Consider the following 13,825-nt stretch of genomic DNA (forward strand, 5'->3'; position numbering starts at 1 on the left):
GCGTCAGATAGTCAGGGTCGACCAGGTGACCCCTTCGAGGCGACTCCAGCGTGGCCGCCCTCGCGCCACTGGCGTCGCCAACGTTCCACTGACCGCTCCGAGACTCGCAGCGTGGCAGCGATTTCGCGGTTCTTCCCGCCAGCCTCGAAGTGAGTCACAGCCTGGCGCCGGACCCGTTCCCGCGCGGCTCTCTCGACATCGGTCAAGCCGCCGCCCTGCGCATATCTCACCGGACAAGTTCTACCGAGGCCAGCTTCACGCTGTCTGACGAACAGCCCGACATCACCCGATCAAGTTCAGTAGTTGTCAGGTAGGTGCGGCTGCTGGTTGCGGCGACCGGGGATCCGGGGTGCCTCTCAAGCGAACGGGCCGGCCGACGAATGGTGGCATTGCGGTCCGGTCGAGCTGCTGTCGACGGTCCGCCGGAGAAGCGACGAACCGTCATGAAAGTCGAGGACAGGTTTGAAGTCATGGCGTGGGTCGCACTTGAATCGGGCATGGAGATCGATATCGATCCGCGTCCTTCGGACCCGTAGGCTGGGCATATGCCTCCCCGAAAGCCTCGTGGCAGCTACGCCGTGGGCGATGAACGACGCCAGCGCATCCTGGATACAGCCGTCGAGCACTTCGCCCGCAACGGCTACCACGCCAGCTCGCTCGCCCGGATCGCTCACGACGTCGGCATCACCCAGGGCGGCCTGCTGCACCACTTCCGCAGCAAGGAAGACCTACTGCTCTCCGTTCTCGGCGAGAGCGAGGAACGCGACCGCGCGTGGGTCTTCAGCGACGACGGCCTGACGGACACTCGGCAGGTGACAGCTGCGCAGCACGTGGCTGCCGCGTTGAAGCTGGTCGCCCTGAATACCACCCGTCCCGGCCTTGTGCGCATGTTCACCGTGCTGTCCGCGGAGGCCGCCGAGCCGGGACACCCCGCCCATGCCTTCTTCACACAGCGCTACGCCCGGCTGGTGGGCAACATCTCTGGAGCCTTCCGGCGCAGTATCGACAGTGGTGAGATCCGTTCGGACGTCGACCCCGTAGCCATCGCCGAGGAGATCATCGCCGTCATGGACGGACTGCGGATCCAGTGGTCCCTCAACCCTGACCAGTTCGACATGGTCGGCCGTCTGCATGCCTACTACGACCGCCTCCTGCGCACGATCACCACAACGGAGACGGGACTCCCGCCAGCCTGAGTCAGCCCGCTGACGCATGGTGTCCGCGCTCGGTCAACGAGCGCGGAGGCCCATACATGTGTCAAGGAGGAGCCGTTCCCAGTCTCGACCTGGGGTCCGCCGCTCGCCCGGATGACCCGCTGGGGACGCGATGGCCCACAGGGAGTGTCCTGCCGGAGCACCTTCGCGCTTGTCCGCCCACGGTCTCGCACATGCGCAGGCCCTACTCACTGAAGACGTGCGCCTACTACGTATCCCTCATCTACGGTGGTTCGGAAGCGTGGCAGTGTCAGATGGCCGTGCTGACCGACCGGCAGTGGTTACCGACCACGGCATTGCGCAGGATGCCCAAGCCCTCGACCTCGACCTCGACCGTGTCCCCCGGCTGCAGCAGCTGCGGAGGCGTACGGGCGTAGCCGACGCCCGACGGTGTGCCGGTCGCGAGCAGATCGCCCGGGCGCAGGGACAGCGTGTGCGAGATCAGCGACAGCGTTTCCCCGACCCCGTAAATCATCTGACTGGTACTGGCGTCCTGAACGGTTTCGCCGTTGACCCGTGTCCGCAGCCGCCGGCCGTCCTTCAGGTCGCCGACCTCCGCGGCCGGAACCATCGGGCCGATCGGTCCGGATCGGTCTCCGTTCTTCCCCAACGACCACTGGGTGGTCAGCTTCTGGGCCTTGCGAGCGGTCAGATCGTTGAACGTGGAGTATCCGATGACGGCTTGCACGGCTGCCTCGGGGGTGGCATCGACGAGAGGTGTTCCGACCCAGGCGACCACTTCGCCCTCCCAGTCGAGTCCCTCCTCGTTCGAGGGTACGGGGACCTCAGCTCCATCAACGGTCAGAGACTGGGTCCACCGCGCGAAGAGGGTGGGATACGGGGGAAGGTCCTGATCCCGAAAACTGCCCTCCGCGGCGTGCTCCGCGTAGTTGAGTCCGATACAGAAGACGCGGGCGTCGGGGAGTACCGGAGGAACCAGTTCGACATCGGCGAGGGCAAGTGTCCGCCCGGTGGGAGGCCGTGAGAGATGCCCTGTCGGATCGGCCCAGAAATCTGCGAGCGGGGCGATGACGGAGACCTGCTTCTGCTCCTCGATCAGCGCGGCGACCTCCACGCCGCAACTGTCGTGGAGTCGCTTGATGCCTACTATTCTCATCGTCTGTCCTTTTCTGCTTCTCGGGTGCGTGTACGCGACCTGGGAGCCGTCTGTTGCCGACCACCCCGTTGCCGGAACCGGTTCGAGTTCCTGACCGGTCTCCACTGCGCTGCGGGTCTACTGGTCGACGCTGTCCTCGGGCGAGCCCGTGTGGTCGTGCGCGAGGTGGTGCTGCACGAGGAGGTCCGCGCCGAAATCGTTGGAGGGGTCGCGCCAGACGCTGTGGACGTGGTTGGCGTTGTCCTCGGCGTTGTCGAATTCGACGAGGGTCACTGGCCCCTGAATACGGAAGTAGTGCGGCTGGTCGACGGACGTGCCGCCGGCCCAGGCGAAACGCAACTCCTCGACGCCGCCGGCGGCAGTGATGCGATCCATCTCGAAGCCGACCAGGCCGGGGCGTGCCCGCTCGACGAACAGGGCGAGCAGGTCGTCGAACTGGGTGCGTTGGGCTGTCGAGAGGTCGCCGACGCGGACACCGCGAGGGTGCGCGCGGAAGTAGGCGAGAGCCTTGCGGTCGACATCGGTGATCATCGCGTCGCGACGGCCGACCCCGTGGTAGGCGGGGTACTCGACTTCGCCGATGGTCTCCACGGTGCGGGTGACGAAGTCCGCCGGAGGCTTGGAGTGGATGATCGCTTCTTCCCGCTGCGCATGGGTGAGGCCGTCCAGGAGGACGAAGCCGGCGTCCTCCTCCTCACCGAGGATCCGGAACGGACCGAAGCGGGCGGGTTCCGCGCCGAGCAGGAACGGGGTGGCGTTGACCAGGTCGCCGTCCACGACGGTGACGTTGACCGACAGATGGTGCCCGACCAGGCGCCAGCCCCAGGTAGCGTCCGGCTGCGGCTGTCCGAAGAAGGTGAGGAAGTAACCGCGGGCATCACGGAACGTCGCCGCGATGTGACCGAACACGGGCAGATTGAGCTCGCGCAGCACATGCTCGTTGGCCATCACCTGGATCAAGCGCGCGTACGCCGGAATCGACATCGACTCGGCGATGAGCCGGTGCGCCAATACCTCCTGATGACGGTCGAGCTCCCCGAGAGCGAGGCCGTGGCGGCCGGACTCGGGAAGGAAGTTCCAGTGCTTCCGGCCCGGATCCGTTGACAGCAACAGCACCTTCGCCCGCTGCTCGGCGGTCAGCGCGTCGAACAGGCCCATCGCGGCGAAGGTGACCGCGGTCGCGTCGAAGGAACCACCCGGCCGCGGCAGGTGTGCCTCGGGAAGCTCATCGCTGTGGTGTGAATGTCGCATCCCCGCCATGTCGTCATGCCCTTCTTCGTCGGTTGATCACGATCTGCTGCGCCGCCGAATTGCGCTGCGGCCGGTGACGGGCTCACCGGCCCTCACCCTCATGGAGGGGCCCGGGAGCATGACGCCGACGGTGCCGCCCCATATCGGGCTGAAGCGTTCGGCGCAGTTGAGAGACAAAAGCGGGGATTCTTGCGTGCTCGCCGGCCGCGAACACGTAGAAGTCCGGCCGTGCGAGGAGCGCTTCGCACGCGTGCTCGTCGAACCACCGCGCGTAGACGCCGTCGACATCCTCGACGGAACCCCGACCCGACAGGTCGGCGACCACACCGCCGATCTGCCGGAACCAGGACAGGTCCGCCCCGCCCAAGCACTCGGCGGGATTCCCGGCACGGCTTATCAGCTGCCACCCCTGGCCTACCACATCGTCGAAGAGCCCCTCCCGTCGTCCGGACCGGACCCGCCCCTGCGGCGCCAGCCGGCCCTCGGACCCGGTGCTCGTCATCGTCAACGACGGTTCGCCCAGGCGAGGGTGCGGAGGCTGCCGGGTGTCGGCCAGCGGATCGCGCGACCGCTTCTTCATTTCGGCGTCGCGGGCAGCGGCCTTGACAGGGTCGAGCTCACAGATGACACGTCCGGCGGCCACCGCCTCGTCGATGATCTCCCGGACATGGCCACCGCGTTCCGGACCGTACGTGTCGAGCACGGCGGGAGTTGCCAGGCCCTGGTGCGTCATCGCGAGACGCCAGCTGAGGGCGCGCGCGTCACGCAGACCCGCGCACAGTCCCTGACCGAGGAACGGCGGCATGAGGTGGGCCGCATCACCGGCGAGAAAGACGTTCCCCTTCCGCCACGTACGCGCCCAACGCCCGCGGAACGTGTAGACGGCGTGCCGTTCCAGGCGGGCCGTCTCCGGGGTCACGCCCCAGGGCTCCATGAGGCGCCAGGCCGTGTCGGCCCGATTCAGTGCGTCAACGGCCATGTCCTCGCGGCGCATGAACTCGAAACGCCGCCGACCCGGCCCGCTGTTGACGGCGGTCGCGGGCTGCGCCGGGTCGCAGTACTGGGTGACGAAGGCGCTCCAGTTCTCCTCGCCCTTCGGCCGGTAGTCCACCACCAGCCAATCGGCCTGGAATCCCGAATCTCCGACCTCGATGCCGAGCTGCGTGCGCACGGCGCTGTTCGCACCGTCGGCGCCGATGAGCCATCGCGCCCGAAGGTGCTCGACCTCGTCCGGCTGCTCCGTGCGGGATACCCGGACCGACACACCCTCGTGCCCGTGTTCGTCGGCCAGTGACAGGAAGGTCCAGCCACGGTGAACGGTCACCCCCGGTGTCGCGGCGGCCAGATCCTCCAGAGCGGCTTCGAGGTCGGGCTGGTAGAACCCGTTGGTGTTCGCCCAGCCCGACTCGGCCGGCCTGTTCCAGTCGATGGCCTGCAGCAGCTCGCCCTCACCGTTGCGGAACTCGTACCCGCCGCGCTCGCCCTGGGAGGGTTCGAAGAGGTCTGTGTGGTCACGCATGACCCCAGCAGCCTGGAGAATCCTGAGGGCTTCGTGATCGATGGTGCACGCTCGAGGCAGGGGATACCGCGCGGGCCAGCGCTCCACGACGGACACCCGAAGACCGGCTTGGCCCAGCAGGACGGCAGTCAGCAGACCGACGGGTCCGCCGCCGATGATGACGCAGTCCACGGCCCGCCGAAGGAGCGGCGCCGGTTCGGACTTCTTTGCTGAGGCGGTCATGCGTCCGGCTCCTTCGCCGTGTGGCTGTTGGCATCAGGCCCGAACGGGGGGTCGGCCGGCACCACGGCAGGTGGTACGGGGGGCACGTTCACGTTCGAGCGCTCCGGTGGTGTCAAGGTGGTGCCGGTTGTGGTGCGGTGAGCTTCGCCGTCGGCGGGCAGGACCACATACTTGGCGTGAGGTGAGGCAGCCTGGTCCCGCCACGCCGCCGGGAGCTCATCGAGTGCGACGGTGCGCACGTCGATCCACAGTTCGTCGCGGGCCAGGGCGGACCACAGCCAGGTCAGCGCTGCACGCTTGTCCCGCAGTGGGGTGTGCAGGCCTGCGAAGCCGGACAGGGTGAGCTGCTTCCCGCGGAGCAGTCCCGCCGGCACCTGGGCGGTCGCACCGGCCGGGTTGCCGATGTTCACCACGCGGGCGCGCGGTGCGCATACACGCAGCGCAGCCTCCAGAGGTGGCCCGTACACGCCGTCGAGAACGACGTTCACCGGGCCGGCCGCCGCCGACAACCGTGCCGCCAGTTCGTCGGGTCCCTCGTCGGGGCGCAGTACGACGACGGCATCCGCGCCGACGGCGAGCAGTGACTCGAGCGCTGCCGCGTCGCGGGCCACGGCGACCACCCTGCCCGCCCCGCTGCGCTGCGCGATCTGGACGGCGAGTCGCCCGACCACGCCGGTGGCTCCGAGAATCAGCACCGTCTCCCCGGGGCGGAGACCGGCTGCTTCGAGCAGCGGAATGAACGCCGCGGTCCCCGAGTTCCCGACAGCCGCCGCTCGCACGGGGTCGAGTCCGCCGGGCAGCGGGAGTACGTCCTCGTCGGAGACCAGCACCTTGGCGGCGAAGGTGCCGGGGGCGGACGGGGAAGCGTGGGACTCGGCGTAGACCCATGTGCCGGGCTGGTAGAGGTCGGAGTCGAGCACGATTCCTGTGCACTCGCTGCCCGGGACGTACGGATCCTCGTGGCGGGCCGAGTGGAAGGTTCCGGAGGCGATGAGCAGGTCGAGCGGGTTCAACGGCGCCGCGACCACGGCAATGGAGGTCTCGCCCTCTCCTCGTGGCCTCCAGGCGACCGACCCCGTGCGCGGTTCGGCACCCGGAGCCTCGACGACGGCCGCCCGGACCGTTTCGTGTGTGGCCGCCGAACGGTGGGACTCGGGGCCATGCCCGGCATCGTGTGTGCGCTTTCTCAACGTCTTCAGGTTCCCTAGGAGCGGCGTTCGAGCACGGTCGTGAACGTCGGTGCGGAGTCGGCCCCGCACAGTGCTCGTCCGAGGTTCTCCAGCCACGTGTCGATGGTGTGGGCCGCGTGCAGGCTGCCGGCGCGGCAGTTCCTGGCGATCAGCTGCAGCGGCTGCCGTTTCGCGATCGCGGACGCCCCGGAGGCGTGGAAGAGCGTCTCGACGGCCGAGCTGCAGGCGTCCCAGACATAGGCGACGTCGGTGTGGAACTGGAGGACCTCACGGTCGGTGGGATCCACTCCTTGGCGTTCACACTCGTCCAGAGCGGCGATCGCGGCATCGGCCACCAGACCCGCGGCCCGGATCTGGCTGTGCGCCCGGCCTACGGTGAGATGGGTGATGGGGGCATCGGCCTGGTTCCCGTACGGCGAGTAGGGGAGGGTGCGCTTCCCGAGCGTTCCGAGGAAGACCTCCATCGCATGGTCGGCCATGCCCAGCGCGGTACCCGTGCCCGTCACGAGCGAACGGGCGAGCCCGCCGCGCCGCGGCCCGAGTCCCCGCGCGGTGAGTTCGTCGATCCGCGAGGCGAGCAGGGCGGGAGTACTGAACCGCTCGTCGGGTACGAAGAGCTCGCCGTCGGTGGCCACGGTCTGGCTGCCTGTGGCGGCCAGCCCCATGGCTTCCCAGTCGTCCTTGGCGACGAGGCTGTCCTTCGGAACGAGGACCATGCCGACCTTCGCGTCGTCGGTGGGGTCGCAGTACACAGCGAGATATCCGTGGGACGCGTGGACGCTCCCGGTCGCGAACGGCCACTTCCCCTCGACCATCCAGCCGCCATCCACGCGCCGCGCGGTTCCCGACATCCGTCGGCTCGATCCCCCCACCGCGAACGTGCGGTTCCCGGCCCAGGGAGCCTCGTACACCGGTGCGACGACGTCGTCCGCGAAGGAGAAGCTCCACAGGTTCCCCCCTGCGGCCGCCCACACGACCCACGAGGTCGCCCCGCATCCCGCCGCGAGGGCGCGGTAGATGTCGTGCAGTTCGCGCGTGGTGAAGTCCGCGCCACCGTGGCGCTTCGGTGTGGTCAGGCTGAAGACGCCGACCGCGTCCAGGCGCTCGATGTTCTCCTGGGGGATGCGGCGCTGTCGCTCCGCCACGGGCTGCTGGTCGCGAAGCCAGGGCCGCAGCTCGGTAATGCGTCCGACCATCTCTTCAGCCTGTGAAGGGTGCGCTTTCGTGTTGCTGCCCATGGTCTCAAGCCTCGCGATCTTCTAGTGGTGCGCGTCCGTGTCTGCTGGTTCGCCGTTCGGTGGCAGCGCCAGCGGCCCGGTCTCCGGAGGGGTGACGGGGCGGATCAGGAGGGCCAGGTGTCGCCCGCGGACGGCACCCCGCCGAATCCGGCGACCTGTCGCAGGGCCGGATCGGAGCCGTCCCGCCGGCCCGCGGAGGCGTCGGGGTGGTCGTCGAACCAGCCGTCCGCGGGGTACCTGTACATCCAGTCGACGAGAAGTCGGCGGCGGGCGATCAGCCATACGCCGTCACGTCGCTCGAAACGGTCGAGATAACGGGCCCAGAGCTTGACGCACTCACCCTTCCACTGGTGGCTCTCCGAACCCTGATGGTCGGCCTGGAGATATGTCTCGACGTGGGCGGTGTCGGGGCCGTCGAATTCGACCAGACTGTTTCCGAGCATGTGCATGGTCCGCACGAAGCGCGGCATTTCACCGCTCAGAAATTCGATGAACCCGGACACGGGACCGATGTGCAGGCTCTCGGGGAACTGGACCCAGGCATCCTCGTGGAAGACGCCGCGCACGAGGTCCATGTCCACCCTGTCGAGGCCGCGGCAGTACCGGAGCAGAGCGTCGTGGATGTGGGCACGGGCGCTCAGTTCATCGATGTTCATGTTTTCCTCTCACTGAAGACGAATACCTTGAGCCATTTTTGTGAGGATTTGAACCGGATCAGGACTTCCTCGCGGGCAGAACAGGAAGTTGCACATAGCTCGGATGGCTCGGACCCGTGTAGATCGTGTTGTGCGCGCCGTCGTGATAGGTCGGGTCGTAGGCATGGCGCATTCCATGCCCGACGCCTGTGTACGGCTGGACATCGATACGGATGCGATACCCCTTCCTCACCAGACCGGTATTCGGAATGATCTCTATCTCCACCGGCACGATCTCGCCGTCCCCAAGCGGGGCGTAGTCGTTCCGCAGGTGCGTGTGCTTCGGCCGGAAGTCCGTCGACCGCTCGGTGTCCAACGTGCGGTGCGAGGCCTTGAGCCATCCCTTGGCCAGCGGATAGAACCGGGTGGAGATGCCGGGAATCAGAGCAGGTCCGCAGAAGTCGACCTCGCGGTTGTCGGCATCGAGCACGCGCACGGACACGTAGATGTCCATGTCCTCGCTCGTGCCGGCCATCCACAGCACCGCCGTGCTGTACCCGGCGAGCACCGTGTCCTCCTCCAGCGGCCCGCTGACGAATGTCGCACCCGGGCTGCACGGCGCGGTCATCACCGCGCCTTCACCGGTCGCCGGCGGGAAGCGGGGTGCGGTCGGATCCACTTCGGCGGAGTAGGTCACGGACCCGTCGTCCTCCGGCGTGGCCCGTACCAGCCGCAGGACGTTGTCGCAGGGCAGATCGACGTCCGGACCGGACGGAGAGGCGTCGAGGTACCAGCGCACGTACTGCGTGCGCGCCACCGGCCACTCGTGCTCCTCCTGGAGGTAGGAGGCACCCCCTCCCGTTCGGATCTCCAGGCGGACCGGGGGCTTGTCCATGATCCCGTTGTCGATGCCCTTGAGCCAGTGGTCGAAGAAGGCCATGTGGTCCTCGACCGCTGCGGTCGAGTAGGACTTCAGGAACCAGTCCTCCCAGAAGTCGATCTTCTTGTTCGGTGTGACGGTGTTCAGGTAGGTCTCGCTGCTGCCGAGCTGGTGGAAGTTGCCGGGATGCGTGGTCGCGGCGACCGTCCACAGAGGCACGGTCACCTCGCCCAGAGCGGGGCTCATCAGCACCTCGGCCCGGGGCCCGAAGATCGCTGACGGGTCCGAGTCCCTGAAGGGGTTGGCCCTGGCGATCCCCAGGAAGTCCTTGGCGTCGACCTCGCCGCAGATCGCCGGAACGATGCCGTGCTCGAACCATCCGGGGAAGAACTCCTCGTTGAGGATCCCCCCGGTATACATGACCTCCTCGTAGAGGTCTGTGTCCGTGCCGATCGCGATCATGGCCCTGAGGTGCGGCGGATTGAGGCTGGCCACCGCGTGCTGACTCACCGCGTAGTACGACATGCCCCACAGACCGACGTTGCCGTTCGACCAGGGTTGTGCCGCGGCCCACTCGATGGCGTCGTAGTACGCTTCCGCCTCGTCGATTCCCCAAATGCCAAGCGTTCCCGGGCTCTTGCCGGCGCCAGGACTGTCCACGCGAACGAGCGCGTAACCTCGCGGGATCCACGCCTCGGTATTGATGCTCTCGTGGTTCTCGTACTCGTACCCGTCCGGATTCCCACGGAAGTAGCGCTCTTCCATCGCCTCGTGGCGCTCGGCGTCCACATCGCTTGCGAGGGAGTGATGGACGAAAGCCCTGCCGTACACACCGCAGTTCATGACGACGGGGACCGGCTCCGTGGTGTCCGGACGATAGACGTCCGCGTATACGAAGGAGCCGTTGCGCAAAGGGATCCTGACATCGCGGAAGCGGCGGATTCCGAGGACGTTGCGCCGTACCTCGTTGCGTGCCGCCGACGCCGAAGCGAGCCGACGAGGTTCGGCGCCGGTGTAGATCTCCGCCTGATTGAGGTCGTCGATCAGTTTCGCGACGGTCGGATCGTCGGTGAACGCCTGGACGGGATCGGCCGGTCCGCCCGGGAGCGACGCGAGTCCGTAGCGGAAGTCGACGGCCCGTCCGCCCACCAGGTCGTGGGTTTCCGGGGCGAGGTGAATTCCTTCGTCCGGGCTGTCGTTGCGATTGAGTGTGAGCAGGAAGCGAACGATGTTCGTCAGCCCCGGATCGGACAGCTTGTCGATGTTGCCGTCGACCCGCGCGACGATGTCGGCGAGGGTGATCCTCTCCGCTCCGCGTGCTGCACCGACCAGAACCGTCCCGACTGAGAAAACGACGACTTCGCCGTCCCGGAACCAGAATGTGCCGTCATCGTCCGTGAAGCCCGAGTGGGTAGGGGTCTCGAACCGCAGTCCGACGACGGGTCCTGCGAATCTTCCTGTGCGCAGCATGGTTCTCTGCCTTCGTGGGTCGGGACATGGCGGGATCGGGTCAGCGGGCCGAGCGTCAGACGCTGGCCAGTCGCCGGAACCTGCTGCCGTGGAACACGAGCGGGGAGGTGTCCGGGGTCGCGCTGAGACCGTGGATCTCCATCAGCACGATGTCGTGGTCGCCGCAGGGGACCTCCTCGCGGATGGTGCAGTCCAGCCACAGCGTCGCACCGTCCACGAAAATGCTGCCGTCGTCGGAAGCGAACCAGTCCGTGCCGGCGAAGCGGTCGGCCGCCTTGCTCGCCAGTCGCGCGCAGATCTCGTCCTGCCCCTCGGCCAGTACGCTCAGCCCCAGGCGCGGCTGTTCCCGTAGCTTCGGCCAGGTGGTCGAGGTGTGCTGAATGCACATGGATACCAGTGGGGGCTCCATGGATACCGACGTGAACGAGCTCGCCGCCAGCCCCACGGGCTCGCCGTCGTAGCGCGCGCACACCGCTGCGACTCCGGAGGGAAAGCACCCGAAGGCCCGCCGCAGCTGGTCGGCTGCCGTCACCGGCTCGATACCTCTCACTTCAATCTCCTCGTTCGGCAGCTGCCGAGTGTCCGCCTCGGTCGAGGTGGGGCGTGCTCACTTGGGTGCCGCCAGGTAGTGCGGGATGGTGCTGATGACGGGGAACTGCGCAGGCGAGGTGCCTGGAAGAGCCGCTGTGATGAGGCTGTCGATGTCGAGCCGCGCACTCGGATGCCGCAACTTTCGCCGCGGACCCGGCCGGTCTCGCTGGTGCCTCGCGAACGTGATACGCGCGTGACGCCTGTCCTGAACACTAGTTCTTGCCGCTAAAATGTCAACACTTTGGTCGGCAGGTTTCATGCGTCACTCTTTGATTCGCCGATTTACATGGCTCTTTGCGGGATTGCGTCGCGAAAGTAGCTTGATCGCCCATCGATGGGATGGCGAAGCTGTGCACACTTGAATGCTCTTTGTGCGGTACAGGTCATACGTCGTAGCGACACAGGTGTGCGCTTCTTGTGACGGGATCGGACTGCGTGCCGGAGCACGCCCGGCCGGAGGCCATGGCGGAGGTGCCCCTATGCCTGCGTCGGGGAACGGTCCAGCCAGCCGCGGATGGCCTCGGCGTCGGCGCCGAGGGCCGGCGGCGGCACGTGGTCGACACGGGTGGTCTCTGTCTCCGTGCCTGCTGTGTCCACGGTGAAAGTGCGCAGGGCCGATCCGGGGAGCGAGATCTTTCCCAGGCTCCGGTGCTCGACGTCGACGAGCAGGCGTTGCGAGCGGGTCTGTTCCCACGCGTAGACCTCGTCCAGCGCTCGGACCCGACCGGCGGGCACTCCGGCATCGGCGAGTCGTCGCAGCAGCTCATCGGGCTCGAAGCGCGTGAAGGCGGACTCCAGCAGTGCGGTCAGATCGTCCCGATGCGCCACGCGGTCGGTGTTGGTCCCGTACCGAGAGTCGTCGGAGGTCAGATCGAACGCCGCGCAGAGACGGCCCCACATGGCGTCATTGCCACAGGCGATCTGCACGCTGCCGCCCGCGCAGCGGAACAGTCCGTAGGGGGCGATGGCGGGGTGGTGGTTGCCTTGTGCGGCGCCGACCTCACCCGCGACGGTCCACCGGGTGCCCTGGAACGCGTGAGCGGCTACGACGGAGGCGAGCAGTGAGGTGCGCACGATCTGTCCACGACCGGTGCGATCGCGTTCCCGCAGCGCGGCGAGGACGCCGAAGGCTCCGTTCATCCCGGCCATGAGATCGGCGATCGGCACACCGACGCGCTGTGGATGGGCCGGGTCCGGTCCGGTGACCGACATCAACCCCGCTTCGCCCTGGGCGATCTGGTCATAGCCGGCGCGATGGGCCTCGGGTCCGTCGTGCCCGAACCCGCTGATCGAGAGCACCACCAGACGCGGGTTGAGCTCCATCAGCCGATCGGTGCCGAATCCCAGTCGCTGCAACGCTCCGGGTTTGTAGTTCTCCATGAGGATGTCGACCCGTTCCACGAGTTGGGCCAGCACCTGCGCGTCCTCGTCACACTTCAGATTGAGTGTGATCGATTCCTTGTTGCGGTTGCAGGACAGGAAATAGGTCGACACGGGGATTCCATCGTCCCCGCCGACGAATGGCGGCCCCCAGGAGCGGGTGTCGTCCCCGGCGGGACTCTCGACCTTGATCACGCGGGCGCCGAGGTCGGCCAGCATCATGGAGGCCTGCGGTCCGGCCAGGGCTCGGGTGAGGTCGACGACGAGCAGTCCGTCGAGCGCCCCGCTCACGACTGGGCCTCGGCGTCACTCGTCGGCGTAGCGGCCGGGTTCGGCCGGATGACGAGCATGCTCGCAGGCAGGTTGGTCGAGTTCTCCACACTGCGAACGGTGCCGGCCGGGAGTCGTGCGCCGTCGAGCGCGCGCAGCGTGTGCGTGACGCCGTCGCCGTCGGTCAGGGACAGTGTGCCGGTCACCACGAGGTAGAGGGTCTCCGCGGGGACAGGTGAGAGGTCCGCCCGGCCGCCGGGCAGATAGTGCGACAGGGCGACCGTCACGGCGCCGGTGTAGTCCTGGCCGCCGAAAAGATGGACCGGGCCGACGCCATGGTGTCCGGCAGGTTGGAAGGGCTGTCCCTCTTCGAACAGGGCGATGTCTATCGACATGAGCGTGCACTCGATTCTTGCTGAGCGTGCAGGCCGGGCGCTTGTGCTGACGGAGCTGACGGAGCTGACGGGCCGCGGGCGGGGGGTGGCCGGTGGGAGACGTGTACCTGTCCATGGGCCAGTGCCCTCGGATGCGGGGCAGGTGGCGATGGACGGCCAGTCCTCGGACCGGACCCCGTTGCCGTGAGGCGGACGCGGTGACTTCACTGCCTGTGCGCGACCGCCGTGGCCGGCTCTGCGGAATGGGTGGCGGTCAGGAGCACCATAGGCGCACTGGGAGTTAAAATGTCAACATTGATGATTGGGAATGTGTGGAGGCGAACTCCGTGCGCCACGTCAGGGTGGTGTGGGGGTGTGCTCGACCAGGCCCAGGGTGCGAGGGGTGTTCTGTGATTGAACGGGGCCGCTCTGGGGCCGCTCGCGCCTCGTGCTGGCGTCGCACGGGTCGTGTGC

General features: G+C 67.5%; 12 protein-coding genes. 1 reads left to right on the plus strand and 11 read right to left on the minus strand.

Annotation, left to right across the window (positions count from 1 at the left end):
- Window positions 1-11: 11 nt before the first annotated feature.
- Window positions 12-230, minus strand: coding sequence for a helix-turn-helix domain-containing protein (locus ACGFU6_RS07035; protein WP_393608639.1), 219 nt, complete (start codon window positions 228-230; stop codon window positions 12-14).
- Between the two features lie 315 nt (window positions 231-545).
- Between ACGFU6_RS07035 and ACGFU6_RS07040 the strand changes: the two genes are divergently transcribed.
- Complete coding sequence (locus ACGFU6_RS07040; protein ID WP_393608641.1) at window positions 546-1,196, plus strand: TetR/AcrR family transcriptional regulator; 651 nt, start codon at window positions 546-548, stop codon at window positions 1,194-1,196.
- A gap of 268 nt (window positions 1,197-1,464) precedes the next feature.
- Here the strand turns inward: ACGFU6_RS07040 and ACGFU6_RS07045 are convergent, their stop codons facing one another.
- From ACGFU6_RS07045 to ACGFU6_RS07090, 10 genes are all read right to left on the minus strand, one after another.
- Window positions 1,465-2,436 carry a fumarylacetoacetate hydrolase family protein gene (locus ACGFU6_RS07045; protein ID WP_393608642.1) on the minus strand — a complete coding sequence of 324 codons (972 nt, stop codon included), beginning with the start codon at window positions 2,434-2,436 and terminating at the stop codon, window positions 1,465-1,467.
- A gap of 12 nt (window positions 2,437-2,448) precedes the next feature.
- The gene (locus ACGFU6_RS07050) at window positions 2,449-3,582 is read right to left on the minus strand and encodes a DUF3500 domain-containing protein (RefSeq protein WP_393608643.1); all 1,134 of its coding nucleotides are present in this window, start codon (window positions 3,580-3,582) and stop codon (window positions 2,449-2,451) included.
- Window positions 3,583-3,664: 82 nt separating this feature from the next.
- A complete protein-coding gene (locus tag ACGFU6_RS07055; RefSeq protein WP_393608645.1) occupies window positions 3,665-5,323 on the minus strand; it encodes a bifunctional 3-(3-hydroxy-phenyl)propionate/3-hydroxycinnamic acid hydroxylase in 1,659 nt (552 codons plus the stop codon).
- Complete coding sequence (locus ACGFU6_RS07060; protein WP_393608647.1) at window positions 5,320-6,513, minus strand: zinc-binding alcohol dehydrogenase family protein; 1,194 nt, start codon at window positions 6,511-6,513, stop codon at window positions 5,320-5,322. The genes ACGFU6_RS07055 and ACGFU6_RS07060 overlap by 4 nt, the downstream gene beginning before the upstream one ends.
- 14 nt (window positions 6,514-6,527) lie before the next feature.
- Entirely contained in the window at window positions 6,528-7,709 is a 1,182-nt protein-coding gene (locus ACGFU6_RS07065; RefSeq protein ID WP_393608648.1) for an acyl-CoA dehydrogenase family protein, read from the minus strand.
- Window positions 7,710-7,855: 146 nt separating this feature from the next.
- A complete protein-coding gene (locus tag ACGFU6_RS07070) occupies window positions 7,856-8,407 on the minus strand; it encodes a nuclear transport factor 2 family protein (protein ID WP_393608650.1) in 552 nt (183 codons plus the stop codon).
- A 58-nt stretch (window positions 8,408-8,465) separates the two neighbouring features.
- The gene (locus tag ACGFU6_RS07075) at window positions 8,466-10,736 is read right to left on the minus strand and encodes a CocE/NonD family hydrolase (RefSeq protein ID WP_393608651.1); all 2,271 of its coding nucleotides are present in this window, start codon (window positions 10,734-10,736) and stop codon (window positions 8,466-8,468) included.
- Window positions 10,737-10,791: 55 nt separating this feature from the next.
- Window positions 10,792-11,286 carry a flavin reductase family protein gene (locus tag ACGFU6_RS07080; protein WP_107421731.1) on the minus strand — a complete coding sequence of 165 codons (495 nt, stop codon included), beginning with the start codon at window positions 11,284-11,286 and terminating at the stop codon, window positions 10,792-10,794.
- A gap of 518 nt (window positions 11,287-11,804) precedes the next feature.
- Window positions 11,805-12,998 (minus strand): CaiB/BaiF CoA transferase family protein, encoded by a 1,194-nt coding sequence (locus tag ACGFU6_RS07085; protein WP_393608652.1) that lies wholly within the window; start codon window positions 12,996-12,998, stop codon window positions 11,805-11,807.
- Complete coding sequence (locus ACGFU6_RS07090) at window positions 12,995-13,372, minus strand: cupin domain-containing protein (RefSeq protein WP_393608653.1); 378 nt, start codon at window positions 13,370-13,372, stop codon at window positions 12,995-12,997. Before ACGFU6_RS07090 ends, ACGFU6_RS07085 begins: the two co-directional genes overlap by 4 nt.
- Between the last annotated feature and the right edge of the window lie 453 nt (window positions 13,373-13,825).

The organism is Streptomyces sp. NPDC048462 (assembly GCF_043200175.1).
GTDB lineage: Bacteria > Actinomycetota > Actinomycetes > Streptomycetales > Streptomycetaceae > Streptomyces.